Here is an 18851-nt window from a genome sequence, read left to right on the forward strand (position 1 = left end):
TTTGGGTCAGCCGATCAGGTCGTTGTATTCGTCCTCGTCCATGAAATCGTCGAGGACGCTGAGGTCATCAATCTTCATCTTGAAGAACCAGGCCGCACCGGTCGGGTCCTCGTTCACCAGGGCCGGGGCATCGACCAGCTTTTCGTTCACCGCGACGATCTCGCCGTCCAGCGGGGCCAGGATGTCCGAGGCGGCTTTCACGCTCTCGATCACGCAGACCTCGTCGCCTTCGGCCACCACGGTCTCGATCTCGGGCAGTTCAACGAAGACCACGTCGCCGAGCTGGGCGGCGGCATGTTCGGTGATGCCGACGACGACCAGATCGCCTTCAACACGCAGCCATTCGTGTTCCTTGGTGTATTTCATCTTCAGTCCTCAGCGTTTGTAGGAAGTAGGGTGGAAGGGCATGGCGCATATGGTGACAGGCAGACGCTTGCCGCGCAATTCCGCTTCAAGGCGGGTGCCCTCTTTGGCATGGGCGATCGCCACATAGCCCATGGCCACGGGCGCTGCGACTGAGGGGCCGAAGCCACCCGAGGTGACCTTGCCGACCAGGGTGGAGCCGGCATAGAGTTCGGTCCCCTCGCGCATCGGGGCGCGTCCCTCCGGCCGCAGGCCGATGCGCAGGCGGTCGGGGCCGACGGCGAGTTCGTGCAGGATCTGCGAGGCGCCGGGAAAGCCGCCGGGGCGGCTGCCGCTGGCACGCCGCGCCTTCGATATGGCCCAGGTCAAATTGCCCATGACCGGCGTGGTCGTGCGGTCAAGGTCATGGCCGTAAAGGCAAAGCCCGGCTTCGAGCCGCAGGCTGTCGCGCGCGCCAAGGCCGATGGGCTGAACCTCGGGCTGGTCCAGCAGGGCCTCGGCCAGGGCCTGGGCCTGCGCCTCAGGCACCGAGATTTCATAGCCATCCTCGCCGGTATAGCCCGAGCGCGAGACCCAAAGCTCGACCCCGTTCCAGTCAAGAAACGCCATGTCCATGAAGCGCATCGCTGCGGCGCCCGGCACGAGGCGGGCGAAGGCGGTCTCGGCCAAGGGGCCTTGCAGCGCCAGAAGGGCGCGGTCGGTGATGGGCTTGACCTCGGCCACGGCGGCGAGGTTGGCTTTCATATGGGCGATGTCGGCCACCTTGCAGGAGGCGTTGACCACGACGAAGAGGTGATCGCCACGGTTGGCGAACATCAGATCATCGAGGATCCCCCCCGCCGCATCGGTGAACATGCCGTAACGCTGACGGCCGATGGGCAGATCCAGCACATCGACCGGAATCAGCGCCTCCAGCCCAAGCGCCAGATCGGCCAGGCTTTTCTTCGGCTTCAGGATGACCTGGCCCATGTGGCTGACATCAAAGAGGCCGGCGGCGGCGCGGGTGTGCAGGTGTTCCTTCATCACCCCGGCCGGGTATTGCACCGGCATCTCGTAGCCGGCAAAGGGCACCATCCGCGCGCCCAGGGCCACATGCAGGTCATGCAGACACAGGCGCTGCAAAGGCGCGTGCAGAGTTTCGTCGGACAAGCCGAACCCCCAATTCTTCCGCCGGAAAATCGCATGCCGGCACCGTTCGAGGCAGGCTGATCCCTGCCCCCCGATGCCCCCTCTGTCCTTGCCAGCGGTCCCTTTGGGGGCCAAGGCGCCTGAGATCGTTATCCCTTCGGCGGGTGCGAACACCACTCTCCAGAGTTCCGTGGTCAGGACGGTTCTTTTGCCTGAGAGTTTACCGGGGCGGTTGCTCCTTCGGCACCAGCGCGGGGCTGGATTCTCCCGAACCTGACTGTCGGAAAATAGGCGTGAAGCGTCGGATTTGGCAAGAGGGAAAGTGGCGGCCCCGAAACCTTGCCCCGCGAGTGCTTGATCCACCGCGGCAATGCTGCGCAAGATTTGGGCGGGTCCGCTTGACAGGCGGGGGCGGGGGTGGCTACCGCTTGAGCGATGCGCAACCCATCTTCCGTCCGGGCCGGATTGCAGGCCGCTTTTCCCCTGGTGCTGGGCTATTTCCCCATCGCCTTTTCCTTTGGCGTCGCCGCGACCCGGCAGGGCCTGTCGGGGCTGGAGGCGTTCAGCCTGTCGCTGATCGTCTTTGCCGGGGGCTCGCAGTTCCTGGCCATTGCTCTGGTCACCAGCGGCGCGCCGGTGCTGGCGGCGGGCCTCACACTGGCCGCGATGAACCTGCGGCATCTGCTCTACGGCCCGACGCTCCTGCAAAAGGCCGGGGCTGCGGCGCGGCGGCGCTGGTCCTGGGCCTGGGCCTTTACCCTGACGGATGAGGTCTTTGGCGCGGCCCTCGGCGCCCTGGCCAAGGGTCTGCGGTTTTCCGAGCCCTTCATGCTGACCTTGGGTCTTTGCGCCTATGCCTCCTGGCTCGCCGGGACGGCCCTGGGCGCCTGGGCCGGCGGCGGCGCGTTGGAGCAATGGCCTGCGGTCGGCGCCGGGCTGGATTTCATGCTGCCGGGGCTGTTTCTGGCGCTGCTTCTGTCCATCCTGAACGGGGCGCAGGTGCCGGTGATCGTGGTGGCCGGGCTGGCCACCATGGCGGGCACCTGGGCCTTTTCCGGCACGATCGGGCTTTTCGCCGGCATGATCGCCGGGGCGCTGGCCGGCATCGCCCTGCCGCTGCGGAGGGTCCGCCATGCGGCTTGAGGTTCTGGAACTGGCGCTGATCGCCGGGGTGCTGACCTATCTGTGGCGGTTTCTGCCCCTCAGGGCCAACCTCAGCAGCACGGCGCCGGGCGGGCTGATGGCGCGCTTTCTGGCGGCGACCGGGCCCGCGGCGATTGCGACGCTGTTTGTCGCCGAGATGCTGCCCCTGATCCATGCCACGGTGGCGGTGCAGGGGCGGTCGGCGGTGGGCGTGCTGGCGGTGCTTCTGGCCTATCTCTGGCGCCGCTCGGTCGTCTCTGCCACGCTGGCCGGCGCCCTGGCCTGCGGGCTTGCCGCCGCCCTGGGCGCGGGCTGACGCGGATGGCGCAAGGCAGCCCACGCCGCCGCTGGTCTGACCTGTCACTCGCCGGGCAGTTCGCGCTGGCGGGCGGGCTGGTGATGGTGCTGGCCGCACTTGCAGTGGGCTTCTGGGTCTCGGGCCGGATCAAGACGGATGTGGTGCGCAACACCGCGAACGCGACCGCGCTCTACATGGAGAGTTTTTTCGCCCCGCTCATTCAAGAGCTTGCCACGTCCGACCATCTGACCTCCGAAGATGCGGCGGCGATTTCGCGGCTTCTGCATGACACGCCCTTGGGCAGCCGGGTCGTCAGCTTCAAGATCTGGGTCAAGGGCGCCAAGGTCGTGGCCGCCTCCGACCCCGATATCATCGGCAAGACCTTTCCCGGCAGCGAAGACATCAAGCAGGCCTGGGCCGGGCAGGTCGTAGGCTCCTTCGACAAGCTGGACGAGGACGAGAACATCGCCGAACAGGCGCTGAACATGCCGCTGTTGCAGATCTACGCCCCGATCCGGGCCCGCCAGTCCGGCGAGATCATCGCCATTGCCGAGTTCTACGAGGTCGCCACCCAGCTGCAATCCGATCTCACCATGGCGCGGATGACCAGTTGGCTCGCGATCTGTCTGGTGATGGCCGCGATCTTCGCCAGCCTCTTTGCTATCGTCCTGCGCGGCAACCGGATCATCGACCGTCAGATCGTCGACCTGAGCGAGATGGCCGCCCGCAATGTGACGCTCCGGCTCAGGGTGCAGGGCGCGGCGGCGCGCTTTTCGCAGTTGAACGATCAGGCGCTGCGCCGGATCGGAGCCGATCTGCACGACGGCCCGGCCCAACTGATCGGCTTTGCCGCCCTGCGCCTGGACGCCCTGCGCCGCGAGGCCACCAGCCCCAAGGCCCAGGCCGAGATCGACGGCATCGAAAAGGCGGTGCGCGAGGCGATCACCGAGATTCGCACCATCTCGCGCGGGGTGTCGCTGCCCGATATCGAACGGCGCGATCTGACCGAGGTCATCCAGGGCCTGGTCGATGCCCATGCCGCCCGCACCCACAGCGAGGTCGCCCTGACAACGGCGCTCGCGACGCGGGATCTGCCGATCGCGGTGAAGATCTGCATCGGCCGCGTCGTGCAGGAGGGGCTGACCAATGCCTGGCGCCATGGCGCGGGGCAGGGGCAGGCGGTGACCCTCTCCGAGGTGGCAGGGGTGCTCCGCGTCTCGGTGCGCGATGGCGGGCCCGGGCTGGCGCTGGAGGGGACAGAGGACGATCTGGCCGAAGGGCGCTATGGTCTGGGGCTGGCGGGGCTGGCGGGAAGGGTCGAAAGCCTGGGCGGGCATTTGACCCTCGGCCGCAGGTCGGATGGGCTGCCCGGCGCGGAATTGCGGATGGAACTGGATTTGAGGGGCGTGGAATGACTGACGAGATTCGTATCGTGCTGGCGGACGACCATCCGATCTACCGCGACGGTCTGGTGCGCAGTCTGGCCGATGCCGGCGGGATCGCCGTGGTGGGCCTGGCCAAGGATGGCGAGGAGGCCGCCGAGGTCGTGGCGCGCGAAAGGCCCGATGTGGTGCTTCTGGACATCTCGATGCCCAAGGGCGGTGGCCTCGCCGCCCTGAGCCGTATCTTGCAGATGGAAAACCCGCCGCGTGTGGCCATGCTGACCGCCTCGGAGAGCGACGAGGACCTGATGCAGGCGATCAAGCTGGGCGCCCTGGGCTATATCCTCAAGGGCGTCGGCGGCGAGGAACTGGCGGACCTCGTGCGCGAACTGGCGGCAGGACGCTCCTATGTCTCGCCGGGGCTGGCTGGGCGGCTTCTGGTGGCGCTACGCCGCCCGCCGGCCCCGGCTGCCGCGCCCAACCCGCTGGAGGAGCTGACCAAGCGCGAGGAGGATATCCTGAAGCTGGTGGCCCAGGGCAAATCCAACCGCGAGGTCGGCGAGGTGCTGGATCTGCAGGAAAAGACCGTCAAACATTACATGACCTCGATCCTGCAAAAGCTGCAGGTCCGAAACCGCGTCGAAGCCGCGATGCTGGCGCGGGCCCATCTGAAAGGCTGACCTCCTTCGGGGCGAAAGGCGGCCCGGCAAAAGTCCGAAGCAGGGGCGGACCTAGGTCCTAAGGGAGCCCGCAGATCGCCCGCCCTCGGTCGGTGCCCGCGGGGGGAGCGAATCGCTAGAGTGATCTGACCGGAGCAGACGCCCAAGCGCTCCCCAACCCCAGATCGGAGACTTCGACATGAAATCCCTCATCCTTGTGACCAGCTTCGCCGCCCTGACCCTCTCCACCCTGGCCCCGCTGCATGCCGCGACCTTGGCACCGGTGCTGACCCTCGACAGCCACAGCGAAATCGACCGCCGTGGCCGCGGCACCGACTCCCGCCGCGACAAGACCGAACGCCCCGGCGTCGCCCATCCCTGAAGCCTTGCACCCCCTCTGCAAAGGCGGGCCCCCGGGCCCGCCTTTCGGCATTTTGAGGACGCGCACCCGCCTTGACAATTCCCCGCAGTTCGCTCAGAAATTCCCGCGCGGATGGGGCAATAGCTCAGTTGGGAGAGCGTATCGTTCGCAATGATAAGGTCAGGGGTTCGATCCCCCTTTGCTCCACCAACTACCCTTGAAAACATTGATTTTTTCTGTCGTCTACGGGTCTGGCCCCTAACCAGCCCCTAAATCTTTGCCGGTGCTATCTGTGACCTTGGTCATCGACCGGGGTGCGCCTCGGATGTTTTGAGGCAAGGCAGTACCGCGCTGGCTCCGTCTGCTCCGGCCCTGTCCCTTCGCGTCCTCGCCTTCAACATCCTGTGTTCGACATTGGCCGGGACGCGCAATGCTCCGAATTGGCGCGTCATGTCGTACCAAGGCCCTGGGCCGCGCTGGACGCAGACGAGGGGCCGAGACTGCCGGACGCAGGTCCGCGCCGGACGGCCCCCCCACCCTCCGGCCTACCCCGACCGGAGCGGCGCATATGTCTATCGCCCTCGCGCTCAAAGTGACGATTATTCCCAACTTTTGGGCAAGGCAGACAAAGTTGGGCGGCGGGGCGTCCATGCCGGGCTATTCCTGTTCCTCGTCGTGGCGTGGGGGCAGGCTTTCCCGCCGATAGGCGCGGACCAACTCTTGCATGGCCCAAGTCCCGTCCTTGCCTTCCGGCACCCAGAAATCGCAACCTCCGCCGCCCCGGACGTGGACGTAGTCCGTCACGATCCCGGCTGAGCCGTCCATCAGGCTCATCGGGGACCAATTGATGAGAATTGGCATAAAGTCGGGGGCCTCACCTCGCCCAACGAGAACACGCTCAGAAAATGACGTGGTGTCCTTTGACACCCATTCCCCGGCACGGACGCCGCCGACGCAGAGCCCATTGTAACTCATTCAGATGCCTTCGAACCAGCGGGACACAGCGATAGGTGGTTGTCTAGCCCGTCACTCATAGAGGTATTTCTGGAACCCGGCGAACGATTTCGCCACAATTTCGGCGCCGCCAAGTGCCTGCGCTCCATCTGCGAAGGTGCCGTATTGCAGTTTCAAGTAGTCCGGCAGGTGCGACCTGTCCAAGCCATCGGCGTCCGCATCGACGTACTGGCCCAAAACATAGTGCAGGAACGCAGCCAGCTTGGAGTTGTAGGATTTGTTGATCGCCGTTTCGCCCTTTTCCGCCCGTTCGGCGCGAGTCTTGGGTTCGGTGGCATAGGCTATGTGAGCCAACACATCGAACAGGTCGCTTTTCTCGGCCAAGATGGCCGAGCGCATTTGTTTCAACACGGTCAAGTCGTAGCCGCGTTCTGCCAGCTTTTCCAACAGGGCCTTGCGGGTGTCCGGGTCGCCCCACAGGACCCGCAACTCGTCCTCATCCTTGAACAGGTCCGGCAACTCGCCGAACATGCGTTCAATGAACTCCCTGGCGCTCATGGGCTTGCCGTCCGGCCCCCAGAAGGTTGTGGCAGCGATGACGGCAATTGACCTGCCTTTGACCAGTTCGATCTGGATCATTTCGGGGCGCGGGGCAGGTTCCCCGCCGGCTGGAGGTTCACCGCCCGGTGGCGGCTCATCGCCGGGTTCTGGCCCATCGCCCTTAGGCTGGCGCGGTACTCTGGGGTCAGGGGGATCGACGATGATTGCGGCGGGGTCGCCGTCCCATTCGGGGTCGTCGAACTTCAGATGCGCTTTCACGAAGTCATAGACAGTGAAGTAATCCTTGCCCTCGAAAGTCCGCGTCCCTCGCCCGATGATCTGCTTGAACTCGATCATCGAGTTGATCGGGCGCATCAACACAATGTTGCGGACGTTCTTGGCGTCCACCCCGGTTGAAAGCTTTTGCGACGTGGTCAGGATCGTCGGGATCGTCCTGCTGTTTTGCTGGAACATTTCCAGATGCCGTTCGCCCTCTGCCCCGTCGTTGGCTGTGACACGGACGCAATAAAACGGGTCGGGGTGTTTGACCTCCTGATTGATCAGGTCGCGGATCAGGGCGGCATGGGCTTGGGTTGCGCAAAAGACCAGCGTCTTTTCAGAGTGGTTGATTTCGGACAGGAAGGTGCGGACGCGGTGCAATTCGCGTTCTCTGATCTGGATGACCCGGTTGAAGTCCTTTTCTTCGTAGGTCGTCTCGTCGTCCGGCGCGCCTGCCAGCACGTTGTCGGCCCCGTCGAACTGATAGCTGTCGATGGTCGAGGAATATTGCCGCACCCGGAACGGGGTCAGATAGCCGTCCTCAATGCCCTCGCGCAGGGAGTAGGTGTACACCGGCTCGCCGAAATAGGCGTAGGTGTCGGTATTGTCGGTGCGTTTTGGGGTGGCGGTCAGTCCAAGCTGATAGGCGGGCTCGAAGTAATTCAGGATCGCCCGCCATGAGCCTTCTGCATTGGCTCCGCCCCGGTGGCATTCGTCGATGATGACGAAGTCGAAGAAGTCGGGCGGGTATTGCCGGAACGCTTCGGACCCCTCGCCCCCGGTGGAGAGGGTCTGGAAGATGGTGAAGAAGATGCTGGCGTTTTTCGGCACTTCGCCGCGTTTGGCGATGGCTTCGGGGTCCACGCGGGTTCTGGCCCCGTCCTCGAACGCGCCGAATGAGTTGTAGGCTTGGCTGGCGAGGATGTTGCGGTCAGCGAGGAACAGGATGCGGGGGCGGCGGGTCGGCTCGCCGCCGAGGTTCCACTTGGCCTCGAACAGCTTCCAGCACAGTTGGAACGCGATGCCAGTCTTGCCGGTGCCGGTGGCGAGGGTCAACAGGATGCGGCGCTGGCGCGAGGCTATGGCCTCCAGTGTCGCGTTGATGGCATTGTGCTGATAGTAACGGGGTTGCCACTTGCCGCCGCCCGCCTCGAAGGGCACGACACCGAAGCGGTCGCGCCAGGCATTCGGCACCTTGTAGGCGCGGTGCCAGAGGTCTTGCGGGGAGGGAGGGCCAGAAACCTCGGCCTCACCTCCGGCCATGTTGATTTCGTACCAAGTCAGGCCGTTGGTGGCATAGGCGAAGGGGGCGTTCAGCCGCGCGGCGTATTCCTTGGCCTGCATCACCCCTTCTGCGGTCGCAAGCCCCGCCCGCTTGGCCTCGATCACGGCGAGCTTCTGGTCGCGGTAGTGGAGGACATAATCTGCGGACATCGGGTTGGCGCGCTTGCCGCCCGGCACGATCCGGCCCGGAGCAATTTGCTCGCGCCGCACATGAGCGTCCGGAGGCAACCAGCCCATCTGCACCAAGACCGGATCAATACGGTTCGCGCGGGTGTCAGCCTCGGTTTCGTCGTGGATCGACATTAGGCATCCTGAGATGGTGCGGTAGGGGACAAGAGTTGTTCGATCTGTTCCTGCAAATCAAAGACACCACGGACCATCCGGCAAATTGCCTCCGCTTCGTCGATGGTTGCAGCATAGTGATTGCCATGCGCGAGTTTATTCCGCAGTTTCTCTGCTCTGCCTGTGAGGGCCATTATCTGCCTATTTGACCATTTCAAACGCTGTGTTTTCCGGACAAGCGTTGCCTTGTCACAGAATTGCGTCAACACAAGGTCGCCGGTGTAGGTGTCTTGCTCCCGCGCTTTAGTAATTTCGTCTGCGAGATAGGCACGGCGTTCTGGGTTCAGGTTGGTCTGCCAATCGCCATTTGGCCAGACGAGTTCGATCAGCGCGGCCATCGCCATTTCAAACCCGGTGATCAGCGTGAATAGAGCGGCCCTGACAGGCAAGTGCTGAATATCCGATAGACTGACCATCCCAGCAATGCCGTGCTCCCGCACCACAAACCGCGTGGGATGGCTGTCGGCGGTTCGGATGAAATCGAAGATGCTGGCATCTGCACCGATCAGAATGTCTTCGCTAATGGGGGTGAAGTTGTTGCCCACGGGTTCTGGCGGGGCCGGTTCTTTGAACCAGCGCGAGGCATCGTATAAACCGATGATCCGATCATCGCCCCCGACGACGGGCAGTGCGCTGTAGTCGTTTACGTTCCGGCGGCGCAGTTCGTCCTGCCGATCAGAGCGGCTGCATTTCATTAGGCTGCCGCGAGGGACCATGATCAAGGATACGGTCAAGCCACCTTGCACCTGCCGAAGGCGACCTGTTGTCAGGTCATGTGACGGGACGGGGTTCATGTCAGTTCCCCCACAAAAGCCTTTTGCAGGATGGATTGGCGGAGGTCATCAAGATCAGCGAGTTTGGCGCGGTAGTGGGATTGTAGTTCTTCCGACTGTTGCCAAATTACTTGGAGTTCTGCCGCAATCTCTTGCTGGCGTATTTTTTGGGGCAAGACCAGTGGCCAGTCTGAAACAGTCGCCTTAGTGATCGACGGAAGGGCGGCCTTGTTCGAGAATTCATAGATATCGAACCCTTGTAGCCACCATGAAAGATATGCAGCGTCAATTTTCTCGGGTATCGGCCAAAGCCCCATGACATTGTTGTCAACGCAGCTTGGAACTATGATCTTGCGCTTTTTGTTCGTTGCGATGGCACCGCCAACCTTTGGGAAAACGATGCTGTCAGGTTTGAACACTTTGGCTCCAAGGACCTTTCTAACTTCGTCGGAAACATAATTGTTGGCGGTCTGTAGGGCAATTTCGTTGCCCGCCTTGTTCATATCTCCGACTTTGAAGAATGGGAAATCACCGGACGCAAGGCCCTGATATCTGTCAGGAAAGCCCGCACCAGAGTGTATTTCGCATACCTCCCCCAAGCTGGTCAGAATTGTCGCTGGGTCTTCTGCTTCGTGATCCAGAAGACTTCGGATCGTTGTGCCGAACAACTCCCGCGCGTTTTGGAGGTTGGTTTCGGTGTGGGCGCGGGCGCGGGTGAGGCCCTCAAACGCCGCATCCAGAACCGTAACAATCCGCTTTTGTTCGGTTAGGGGCGGAAGGGGGATGGGGAAGGCTTGCAACTGAGCTTTGGTCAACGCCTGACGGGTCGCACCGCCCTCGTCGCCAATGCCCAAAAGCTTGTCCTTCATTTCCTTTGAAACCAATAGGTACGCAAGGAACTCGGTCGAGAGGGTCTGAGGTTTGGGACGCAAGATCGACACGTGCTGGTTCACTCGCGCAGGGAGCATGTCGACAGGGGCGATGCAGCACCGCGCCACGGATGCGCCGGTGATGTTCAAAAGAACGTCGCCAGCAATGACTTCGACATTGGAAAGGGCTTCGGCCTGCTCATCGTCGATCCGGGCCAATTCCTTTAGGCGGAACTCAAGGTCATGGACGTTCAGACTGCGGATGAGGGGAATCCCAGCTTCCTTGTAGGACTCGTATCCGCCCCGTGGAGTCGCGCCACTTCCGATCTTGGTGCAAACCTCTCCCAGCGCCTTGACCTCCCACCCAGTCTTCACAGCATCCCCCGGATGGTTTCCAGAATCCCGGCGGTCTCGGCGTCACGCTCCAGCATGTCGTCAATGATCTGGGCGGGGTCGCGCAGCGGTGCTTGCTCGGGGGCAGACGGGTTCTTCACCGACAGGTCATAGCTGGCGGGGTCTAGGGTCAGCGCATCGACCAGCCAAGACTTCTCGCCCACCGCGCGGGTCTTTTGCAGGGTGACGAACTCGGCCAGGTCGGCATCGTTCAGCGGGTTGGTCTTGCCCATGTTGCGACCGGGGGTCAGTTGGTAATACCAGACCTGCCGCGAGCGCCGCCCCTTTTCAAAGAATAAAACCACGGTTTTGACGCCCGCACCAAGAAAGGTGCCACCGGGGCAATCGAGGACGGTGTGCAGGTGGCAATCGTCCAGAAGTTGCTTGCGCAGGGCAACCGAGGCGTTGTCGGTGTTGCTCAGGAAGGTGTTCTTGATCACGATGGCCGCGCGTCCGCCCGCCTTCAGGCTTTCGATGAAGTGTTGCAGGAACATGTAGGCGCTTTCCGAGGACTTGATCGGAAAGTTCTGCTGCAGCTGCTTGTTCTTGTTGGTGCCGAAGGGTGGGTTGGCGAGGATGACGTTGTAGCGGTCCTTATCCTCGATATCGGCGATCCGTTCGCTCAGCGTGTCGGTGCGCAGGAAGTTTGGCGCGGGGATGCCATGCAGGATCATGTTCATCAGGCCGATGACATAGGCGAGCGGGGCCTGTTCCTTGCCGTAGAAGGTGTGGCGTTCCAGCAATCGCAATTCGGCGGGGGTTTTGACTTTGGGGCGGAGGTATTCAAACGCCTCGCACAAAAAGCCTGCCGAGCCTGCCGCGCCGTCATAGATGGTTTCGCCCTGACGCGGGTCCGTGACAGCGATCATGGCGCGGATCAGCGGGCGGGGGGTGTAATACTGCCCGCCGTTGCGCCCGGCGTTACCCATGTTCTTGATGCGGGTCTCATAAAGGTCTGATAGTTCGTGCTTCTGTTCCTGGCTGCCGAAGGTCAGTTGGTCGATCAGGCCAAGAGCGTCTCGCAGCATGTAGCCGTTCTGGAACTTGTTGCGGACCTCGGTGAATATCTCGCCGATCTTGTATTCGACGGTGTCCGGGCCGGTGGCGTTGGCGCGGAAGCTGCGCAGGTAGGGCATCAGGGCGTTGTTGACGAACTCGACCAAGTCCGAGCCGACGCGGGCCTTGTCCTGATCGGGTTTGCCTGAGGTTGTCTTGGGCGCGGCCCATTCCGACCAGCGGAAGCGTTCCTCAAACAGAAAGCTGTAAGGCTTGCCAGTCAGTTGTGCCTCAACCGCGCGTTCTGTTTCCTGATCGTCCAGGTATTTCAGGAACAGCATCCAAGAGGACTGTTCGACGTAGTCCAACTCGGTGTTGCAGCCGGGTTCCTGAAACATGATGTCGTCAAGGTTCTTGAAGGTCTGTTCGAACATGCCCGTCCCGTTTTTGATTTTCGGCACCGTCGCCCGTATCTGACCGGTGGACAAGTGCCGAGCCACCGCAGGTTGAAAATAGTTGGCGTCCATTTCGGCGGATTGTTATAATATAACCCATGTCAGCTGGACTTGGGGTCAATGACTATATCCACGCAGACGTCTGGGTTGGAGTTCAATTCCTGTCTCGGGCGCTTTCGGGAAGCGGCAGAGTTACATGGGCGGGGCGGGTCCATGTCGCCGCAGTGCGGTGCGCGGACTAAGTCCGGTCGGGCCTGCACGCAAATTCCGATCACTGACAGCCGCACCGGGCGCTGCCTGCGGCACGCGGGGCCGAAGGCGGCAGCGGCGCACCGGGAGCGGCAGTTGGCGGGGTTGCGGTCCGGGCGGGTGACGCCAGAGGTATTCGCCCGTGCGGAGGCCCGAAGGGCGCGGAACAGGCTCTTGGACGCATGGAAGCGCAATCCGTCCGTGCCGGGGGCGACCATCGACCTTGGGGCCGACGAGGGCGGCTTTCAGGACTCGCTAGCGGCGCTGGGCGTCCAGCCCTGCACGGACCTGCCTGCGGTCATGGACTGGCTGCGCTGGCGCTATCGGCGCTGCATGATTGACCGGGCGGACGCCGGGGCGTGGGCGGGGGCGGTCCAAGATGGGCTGCGGAAGCGGGTGGCCGCAGCGGGGCTGGCGCTGCAATGGGTCAGGCTTGGCAACCACGATAAACGTACCAAGGCTGGGCGCGCCATCATGGCGGCGCTCAAGGCCGGAGGCGAGGCCCATGCGGCTGCCGTGGCGCTGCGCATGGCCGTGGAGGCTATCACCTCGCGTGCCGGACGCGGACCGGGCCTGACGCCGCTGGCCGCTCGTCCGTGGCGGGACGGGACGGCCAGCCCTAGCCTCAAGCGCAGGCGGGCTGACCAGCCCAAGGTCGCCAAGCCCGCCGTCCAAGCCCGGCACGGGGGGCCGAAGCGCCCACGGCAGGGGGCGGCGGACGCTATCGGGTTGGACGCGCTGATTGCGCTGCTACACAGGTCCGGGCCGGAGGTCCGGCGCATGTTCGCGGCCTGCGAGGGGGCTGACGATCAGGTGCAGTTCCTGACCGCCCTGCGGGACTACCTGCAAGACCCGGACGACGCCCCGGCACGAGATCGCTGGCTGGGATGGGCGCAGCACTTGCGTCAGACTTGAGGGGATTTACGCCTTCCTGCGTGTGCTTGCCGCTCCGGCGGCGCGAAGGGCATGTTGCCGAGCTGATAGGACGATAGGCACTTTGAATAACTCCACCTACACGCCCACAGTACACCCGGCTAAGCCCTGTACGTTCTATATAATCTATACTCACAGTTTCGGAGAGAAATAGCCTATCACCTATCATGTTGTAATAATATTAGCAAAATCAGATTGTTACGGGATTCGCCCCGCCATCGGCCCTACGAAATTGCTAGCAGATGGGCGCGGAGTTCCGCGCCCATCCAGTTTGGCGTTGTTCCCGCGCCGCTATTCGGAGTTTTGAAGCCCCAAAAGGGCTTGTTCTGCTAGGTCGGCGCCCGCCTGCACTTCGCGTGCGTGCCTTGCCAAGAGGTCGGCTTCTTTCATGTCATTGAACCCTGGTGCCGCTGCCAACTTCGGCGAAACCCACAGGCTTGCCCGGTGCTGTCCGTGGCGGACTTGACCTATGTTGGCCCATTCCAAAGCCAGCAGCCCGTCCCGGACGCCCCTCGAAGTGATCGCGCTCTTGGGGGTGCAAGACGGCGAAGCCTGCGCGGAGATTTGCAACTCCGCAATGGTGACAAGCTGCCGCACCGCGAATGCCTCCCCAGGCTGGAAACTCTGGTGGACCCACTGGGCCACCCCTGTCAGGTTCTCGGCCAGCATTTGCCCACGGTAGATCCCGGAACCGGGCGCAGGGGTATAGACGTCAAACCCTTTCAGATCGACCTCATGCAGCAGGTAGTGAAGCAGGCCACACATGGAGGCGTCAGTTTTGGCCCCCTCAATCACCCGGTCATAGAACGCTTTATCCGCCTTCACGGCGGGCGTGACGTAGATCTGCCAACGGCGGTCGTCCGGTTCCAACCCTTTCAGCCCGTCCATGTGGTTAGACATGGACAGCATCGAATAGCGCGCTCTTACTGGATAGGGCGCACGATACTTCTCGTTGATCGTGGCCCGATCCTCTTTGTTGGCGAGCCAACCCTTGATCTGGTTGTACATCGACCCGTCGCTCGACAGCTTCAACTCGGGCAGGATCACCAAGTCCGACAGCATCCAGCCCGTGAATTGGCCCTTCAACTGCCCCATTGATACGTCTTGGACGTTGTGCGGGCCCATCAACTTGCGGATCGGGATGAGCATGGCGTCCTTGCCCACGCCCTGACCCCCGACCAGTAGGGGGATCGTCATGCGGCGCTGATCTGGGAACTGAAAGCCCCACGCCAACCACTTTATGAACCACTCCCGGTAAGCCGCGTCCGGGATCACATACGCGACCAATTCCAGCCACTCGACCGGCTTTCGGGCTTTGTCCTGTCCGTGCCAGACACTACCGACCCAAGTGTTCGCCATGACCGTTTCGCGTCCCGTGGCATCTTCTTCGCGGACGACCGCATCCTGCTTGCCGACGGCACGGGTCAGGTTTTCCGCCCAGATCAGATCGGGGTGATTGAGTACCTGATTGCGTGCCCGGTTCTGGCCGGTCGCGCCCACGGCGATTACCGCCAACACTGCGGGGTGTGCGTCGAAGTCCCTGTCCGGGATTACGGTCCGCGTCACGGTATCAAGGAACGCGTTTTGTCCCCTTACCCAAACGAACCTTGCTACAAGACCCGCCAAGTCCTGCGTGAAGGCCGCCTGTTGCGCCGCCTGACGCACGGCGCGAGCCCCGGCCAGCCTGTCCCCCTCGGCCTGCGCTGCGGCCACGCCAGAGGCCGACAGGAGGCCCGCCAGTCGCATTTCCTCGGCGGCCAGCCAGTCCTCGCCCCGGGCAGGCTCACCGGCCCCCGCGTTGGCATCTGCCGCATACTCGGCCAGCATCATCGCCCGGAAGTCCCGGGTTGAAAGCGACTGACAAGAGGCGTGGTTACAGTGCATCAGGCCGCCCCCAAGGAACGCGAAACCTGTTTCAGCCCGAACCGTGTGCTTGGCCCGGTTGGGGCACAGCGCCGTGACAACCCCCGGGCCGCCTTGCGCCAGGTCCATCCCGAGACGGACGCCCAAACCCATCAGCGCGTCCGGCGAGCCCAAGTCCGCGGACCGGACCAGAGCCCCGGACATAAGCTGCCCCCCGGTCAGGGTTGACCGTGCCCCCGAGCCCGTCGGCTCACCCCGAGCCCGCCACGGACCCGTCGCCCCCGGGACCAGAGTATCCCCGAGCGCCTCCAGCGAAACCCGACCCGGACGCCACGCCACGGCACGAACCCCCGGAGGCCGACCGCCGACCCAAGCCGCCTTGTACTTCTGTTTGGAGTTCCAGCCGCAGGGCAGGCGCACATACCGGCAGACGTCCATGACGGCATCCGTCAGGCCATCTTCGATCATCCAAGCCCGGATCAGCGCCAGATCGGCCCACCGCGCAGGGTCAGACCCCACACCGTCCAGAGCCCAGACAAACGTCCTGTTCCCCGGCGAGGTCTCAATCTCCAGCGTGGGCCGGGGACAGCCCCGGGCGAACCGCTGTTCCCACAGCGCGACGTCAACCTTGGTTCCAATGTCGTCGGCAATCAAAACCGACTGCGACACGGCCCCACCGGCAGAACGCCGCGTCTCGCCAGCCCCCATGGGCGCAATGGCCCAATAGAGGTCCGCATCCTTCGGCCCACCGCCAAACCACCGGGCCATGCCCGCCGCGCCCCGCGTCCCGCCCCAATTCTCGGGCAGCGCCGCCCCGGTCGCCAAGTCCACGCCCCGGAACCCGGCGTACCACGGCACACCCCCACCGGCCCCCGCAGCCGCGTCCGGCAGGCCCATCAAGACCCGCACCAGCCCGTCCACCTGGTCCCAGGTGTCTACCACCGGGAGCCCCACGACGTTGAGCGCAATATCTGAAAAATCCAAGGAAGCCGAAGCATTCAACATGGGGGCCCGGGCGTCAGTGACAGAGGGCGATTGGGCAGCCATGGGCGGTGCGATATTTTCAACTAAGTACAATTGAGAACTCCTTCTGGGACCGCTTGTGCGCCGTGGCGCGGGCGGTGCTTCTCATTTCGGGGGTTGCTTAGGTGGAAGCTGTCAGGAGGGAGGCGATCCACCCCTGGACGGCCCGTTCTGACCATGCGGACGCCCTCGCAGAAATCTTGACCTGCGCGGGAAACGTGCCTGCGGCGATCAGCCTGTACAGCGAGGCGCGGGAAAGCCCGGTTCGCCTGAGGACTTCGGGTAAGCGCAGGAGGGTTTCGGGCGCATCAGACATGAGCCAGCCCCCCTCGCGCTTGGCAGCTTTCAAGCCACGCAATCACATCAGTCTCACGCCAACGCACAGTCCGTTGGGCCAATCTGATCGGCGGGGGGAAGTTTCCGGCATTTTGCCACCGCCAAAGCGTGGCCGAATTGACGCCGATAAGCCCCAGAACTTCGCGTCGGCGAAGCAACGTAACAGGCAATGTTCCCAAGATCATACTCCGTGGATTTGGGTAGTCATGCGTTACGCAGGGGCATCTCCATTCTCTAAGGGTGTTTCCGGGCTAGAATTGCGCCCTATGCAAACTCTTGCAAGCGAAAAATATGGGGGACGTGAGCGATAACTATATGACAAAGCAGACAAACGTCCATTGCGATGTTCGACCATCACGAACATGCCGAGAGCAAATGTCCCGATAGCCTCGCAAGGGCGTTTGAGACACTAGCAATGAGCCGGGGGCGGGCCCCGAGGCGTGACCTAGCGCCGGAGGGGGCAAGTCACGCTGCAATTCTGGCAGCTGTGTCTGCCCCGAGTCTCCTAAACCGCAGTTAGTGCAAGAATGAATACGGCTCGATTGCAAAAAAATCGGAACCTGACACCGCCGCAACCATCATGCATTCGCTGCCCGCAAAGGTACAACATTCGCATTTTCCAACGATTGGGGGTTCCCGGCGCAAAAGGTGGCCCATGCGTTCATCAACACCCGGCGGCGCTCAATGGCTTGGCCGCGTCGATAGGCTGCCTCAACCGAACCGAGTGAGTGGGCAAGGGATTCCTCGGCAAGTTCGCGCGGGAAGTTGGTCTCGTTTCCGCACCAGTCCCGGAAGCCGCTCCGAAAGCCGTGGACGGTGAAGCGGTCCAGATTCATGCGCTTCATCACTGCACGCAGAGTTGCGTCACTGAGGGGCTTACCCGGCTTAAGGCCGGGGAAGACCAAGCCGCTGGGTGGAGGATCGCCGATGGTACGCGCGCGCGCCGAATTCAGGATTTCCACCGCTCGGTCCGACAGCGGCACGGAGTGTTCCTTATCGGCCTTCATACGCGATGCAGGAATGCGCCAAAGCTTTCTGTCGAGGTCGATTTCGCTCCAAACCGCAAGGCGCACCTCTCCTGATCGGCTGGCGCAAAGTACTGTAAATTCAAGCGCCAGCGCGCCAAGCGAGGCGTCCTGGCGGTTGTGCAGGTCGGACAGAAAGGCCGGGATATCGCCGTAGGGCATCGCGGCTTGTGGCCCCTTACCTTCCATCCGGCGGGGTTTTGACAGCGACTTCTGGAATAGTGCCATAGTGGCAGGGTTCGGTCCCACATAGTCGCCGCTTTCAATCGCATAGTCGAACAGGTCTTGCAGCCTGCCCCTGAACCGCGTTGCAGAAACGTGTTGGGTTTCCCAAATTGGCCGCAAGATTGTAAGGATATCTTCGCGGGTGATGGACGCGAGTTTACGAGCCCAGATTTTGGTGGCGTGAATCTCGAACATCCGCCGCCACTGCCAAATGTGTTTGGCGTTGGTCAGCCTGCGTGTCCGATGCGGCAAGAACGTCGCGGTCAGATAATCGCCGAACTCGACGGCGCGGTTGGCTGCGTCGGCGGCAGCTTTAGCGGCAGCAGCGTCCTCCGAGGCGCGCTGAATCGGGTCAATGGCCATTGCTGCCAACTGCCGCGATTTCTCGCACTTGGTGCGGGCAGTGGCGAGTGTTACGGAGGGGAATGACCCCAGTCCCTGCTCCCGTTGGGGCCGGTCTTTCAGTTTGAAGCGATAGACCCACTTTCCCATACCCTCCCCGGTGGACCGATAGAACAGCCCGCCCCCGTCGCGCAGGGTGGTGCCTGGATGGGCTTTCTTGAGTTGGACTACTGTCAGCAGATTTTGGCCCGTAGCCATGTTTTCGTCTCCGTGATCAGCGAGGGAGGCGGCGGCCCAAATAGTTTCCAGCCCCTAACCAGCCCCTAAATTCTTCAAGCTGCATAGCGATGCACTGGTATAGCTTGAGACGAATCATTTTTCAACATGTTGTTTTTCAACAATAAAAGATATAACTTGGGGCGCTGTTGGATGGCCTGAGACACTATTTCGGTGGACCTTTGCTCCACCAAAAACTCTCAGAATACTTTCGGACGTGATGCGGGACGGGAAACCGGCCCCTTTCGCCCATGCGCGCAGACGCGCCGGACCGACCTGCGCTTCTGACGAACTGATGTTTTGCAGGGCGGATTCGAAGAATGTTTTTAAGAGGAAGCCACAAATGCGAAGGCCGTCCCG

The 18851-nt window shown here is 62.7% G+C and carries 17 protein-coding genes, 1 tRNA gene and 1 riboswitch; of the genes, 7 read left to right on the forward strand and 11 right to left on the reverse strand.

The features are described 5' to 3' along the window. Window positions 1-6 precede the first annotated feature (6 nt). Together gcvH and gcvT are read right to left on the reverse strand one after the other, a co-directional pair. Complete coding sequence (gene gcvH, locus AC1DVR_RS17245; RefSeq protein WP_478001839.1) at window positions 7-366, reverse strand: glycine cleavage system protein GcvH; 360 nt, start codon at window positions 364-366, stop codon at window positions 7-9. A gap of 9 nt (window positions 367-375) precedes the next feature. Further along, window positions 376-1512, reverse strand: coding sequence for a glycine cleavage system aminomethyltransferase GcvT (gene gcvT, locus AC1DVR_RS17250; protein ID WP_478001840.1), 1137 nt, complete (start codon window positions 1510-1512; stop codon window positions 376-378). Window positions 1513-1682: 170 nt separating this feature from the next. Continuing rightward, window positions 1683-1771, reverse strand: a riboswitch (glycine riboswitch). A 155-nt stretch (window positions 1772-1926) separates the two neighbouring features. On the opposite strand from gcvT, the gene AC1DVR_RS17255 reads away from it, so the two are divergent. The 6 genes from AC1DVR_RS17255 to AC1DVR_RS17280 all read left to right on the forward strand — a co-directional run bounded on the left by AC1DVR_RS17255 (window position 1927) and on the right by AC1DVR_RS17280 (window position 5544). Continuing rightward, window positions 1927-2634 (forward strand): AzlC family ABC transporter permease, encoded by a 708-nt coding sequence (locus AC1DVR_RS17255; protein ID WP_478001841.1) that lies wholly within the window; start codon window positions 1927-1929, stop codon window positions 2632-2634. Further along, window positions 2624-2950, forward strand: coding sequence for an AzlD domain-containing protein (locus tag AC1DVR_RS17260; protein WP_478001842.1), 327 nt, complete (start codon window positions 2624-2626; stop codon window positions 2948-2950). The genes AC1DVR_RS17255 and AC1DVR_RS17260 overlap by 11 nt, the downstream gene beginning before the upstream one ends. A 5-nt stretch (window positions 2951-2955) precedes the next feature. Then, window positions 2956-4347: a sensor histidine kinase gene (locus AC1DVR_RS17265; protein ID WP_478001843.1), complete on the forward strand. Its 1392-nt coding sequence runs from the start codon at window positions 2956-2958 to the stop codon at window positions 4345-4347. Next, window positions 4344-4994 carry a response regulator gene (locus AC1DVR_RS17270; protein WP_478001844.1) on the forward strand — a complete coding sequence of 217 codons (651 nt, stop codon included), beginning with the start codon at window positions 4344-4346 and terminating at the stop codon, window positions 4992-4994. Before AC1DVR_RS17265 ends, AC1DVR_RS17270 begins: the two co-directional genes overlap by 4 nt. 178 nt (window positions 4995-5172) lie before the next feature. Then, entirely contained in the window at window positions 5173-5355 is a 183-nt protein-coding gene (locus AC1DVR_RS17275) for a hypothetical protein (RefSeq protein ID WP_478001845.1), read from the forward strand. A 113-nt stretch (window positions 5356-5468) separates the two neighbouring features. Beyond that, a tRNA-Ala gene (locus tag AC1DVR_RS17280) sits at window positions 5469-5544 on the forward strand. 447 nt (window positions 5545-5991) lie between these two features. Here the strand turns inward: AC1DVR_RS17280 and AC1DVR_RS17285 are convergent. From AC1DVR_RS17285 to AC1DVR_RS17305, 5 genes are all read right to left on the reverse strand, one after another. Further along, window positions 5992-6159 (reverse strand): hypothetical protein, encoded by a 168-nt coding sequence (locus AC1DVR_RS17285; protein WP_478001846.1) that lies wholly within the window; start codon window positions 6157-6159, stop codon window positions 5992-5994. Between the two features lie 201 nt (window positions 6160-6360). Then, complete coding sequence (hsdR, locus tag AC1DVR_RS17290) at window positions 6361-8694, reverse strand: EcoAI/FtnUII family type I restriction enzme subunit R (protein WP_478001847.1); 2334 nt, start codon at window positions 8692-8694, stop codon at window positions 6361-6363. Next, window positions 8694-9527 carry a CBS domain-containing protein gene (locus AC1DVR_RS17295; RefSeq protein WP_478001848.1) on the reverse strand — a complete coding sequence of 278 codons (834 nt, stop codon included), beginning with the start codon at window positions 9525-9527 and terminating at the stop codon, window positions 8694-8696. The genes hsdR and AC1DVR_RS17295 overlap by 1 nt, the downstream gene beginning before the upstream one ends. Beyond that, window positions 9524-10750 carry a restriction endonuclease subunit S gene (locus tag AC1DVR_RS17300; protein WP_478001849.1) on the reverse strand — a complete coding sequence of 409 codons (1227 nt, stop codon included), beginning with the start codon at window positions 10748-10750 and terminating at the stop codon, window positions 9524-9526. Before AC1DVR_RS17300 ends, AC1DVR_RS17295 begins: the two co-directional genes overlap by 4 nt. Further along, a complete protein-coding gene (locus tag AC1DVR_RS17305; RefSeq protein ID WP_478001850.1) occupies window positions 10747-12198 on the reverse strand; it encodes a class I SAM-dependent DNA methyltransferase in 1452 nt (483 codons plus the stop codon). Before AC1DVR_RS17305 ends, AC1DVR_RS17300 begins: the two co-directional genes overlap by 4 nt. A gap of 444 nt (window positions 12199-12642) precedes the next feature. Here AC1DVR_RS17305 and AC1DVR_RS17310 point away from each other — a divergent pair, with 444 nt between their 5' ends. After that, window positions 12643-13383: a hypothetical protein gene (locus AC1DVR_RS17310; protein WP_478001851.1), complete on the forward strand. Its 741-nt coding sequence runs from the start codon at window positions 12643-12645 to the stop codon at window positions 13381-13383. Between the two features lie 309 nt (window positions 13384-13692). On the opposite strand, the gene AC1DVR_RS17315 is transcribed toward AC1DVR_RS17310, so the two are convergent. The 4 genes from AC1DVR_RS17315 to AC1DVR_RS17330 form a co-directional block, all read right to left on the reverse strand. After that, window positions 13693-16341, reverse strand: coding sequence for a primase-helicase family protein (locus tag AC1DVR_RS17315; RefSeq protein WP_478001852.1), 2649 nt, complete (start codon window positions 16339-16341; stop codon window positions 13693-13695). A gap of 67 nt (window positions 16342-16408) precedes the next feature. Beyond that, complete coding sequence (locus AC1DVR_RS17320; RefSeq protein WP_478001853.1) at window positions 16409-16603, reverse strand: helix-turn-helix transcriptional regulator; 195 nt, start codon at window positions 16601-16603, stop codon at window positions 16409-16411. Next, window positions 16596-16808, reverse strand: a complete 213-nt coding sequence (locus tag AC1DVR_RS17325; RefSeq protein ID WP_478001854.1) for a helix-turn-helix transcriptional regulator — start codon at window positions 16806-16808, stop codon at window positions 16596-16598. Before AC1DVR_RS17325 ends, AC1DVR_RS17320 begins: the two co-directional genes overlap by 8 nt. 393 nt (window positions 16809-17201) lie before the next feature. After that, a complete protein-coding gene (locus AC1DVR_RS17330) occupies window positions 17202-18473 on the reverse strand; it encodes a tyrosine-type recombinase/integrase (RefSeq protein ID WP_478001855.1) in 1272 nt (423 codons plus the stop codon). Window positions 18474-18851 lie beyond the last annotated feature (378 nt).

The sequence above is a fragment of the Rhodobacter sp. P2_H5 genome, assembly GCF_056403335.1.

Excerpts from the sequence above, each read along its gene's own strand:
- AC1DVR_RS17295 (WP_478001848.1), bottom strand. The coding sequence starts at position 9,527 with ATGAACCCCGTCCCGTCACATGACCTGACAACAGGTCGCCTTCGGCAG.
- hsdR (WP_478001847.1), bottom strand. The coding sequence starts at position 8,694 with ATGTCGATCCACGACGAAACCGAGGCTGACACCCGCGCGAACCGTATT.
- AC1DVR_RS17255 (WP_478001841.1), top strand. The coding sequence starts at position 1,927 with ATGCGCAACCCATCTTCCGTCCGGGCCGGATTGCAGGCCGCTTTTCCC.
- AC1DVR_RS17320 (WP_478001853.1), bottom strand. The coding sequence starts at position 16,603 with ATGTCTGATGCGCCCGAAACCCTCCTGCGCTTACCCGAAGTCCTCAGG.
- AC1DVR_RS17325 (WP_478001854.1), bottom strand. The coding sequence starts at position 16,808 with ATGATCTTGGGAACATTGCCTGTTACGTTGCTTCGCCGACGCGAAGTT.
- gcvH (WP_478001839.1), bottom strand. The coding sequence starts at position 366 with ATGAAATACACCAAGGAACACGAATGGCTGCGTGTTGAAGGCGATCTG.
- AC1DVR_RS17285 (WP_478001846.1), bottom strand. The coding sequence starts at position 6,159 with ATGGACGGCTCAGCCGGGATCGTGACGGACTACGTCCACGTCCGGGGC.
- AC1DVR_RS17330 (WP_478001855.1), bottom strand. The coding sequence starts at position 18,473 with ATGGCTACGGGCCAAAATCTGCTGACAGTAGTCCAACTCAAGAAAGCC.
- AC1DVR_RS17265 (WP_478001843.1), top strand. The coding sequence starts at position 2,956 with ATGGCGCAAGGCAGCCCACGCCGCCGCTGGTCTGACCTGTCACTCGCC.
- AC1DVR_RS17270 (WP_478001844.1), top strand. The coding sequence starts at position 4,344 with ATGACTGACGAGATTCGTATCGTGCTGGCGGACGACCATCCGATCTAC.
- AC1DVR_RS17275 (WP_478001845.1), top strand. The coding sequence starts at position 5,173 with ATGAAATCCCTCATCCTTGTGACCAGCTTCGCCGCCCTGACCCTCTCC.
- AC1DVR_RS17305 (WP_478001850.1), bottom strand. The coding sequence starts at position 12,198 with ATGTTCGAACAGACCTTCAAGAACCTTGACGACATCATGTTTCAGGAA.
- AC1DVR_RS17260 (WP_478001842.1), top strand. The coding sequence starts at position 2,624 with ATGCGGCTTGAGGTTCTGGAACTGGCGCTGATCGCCGGGGTGCTGACC.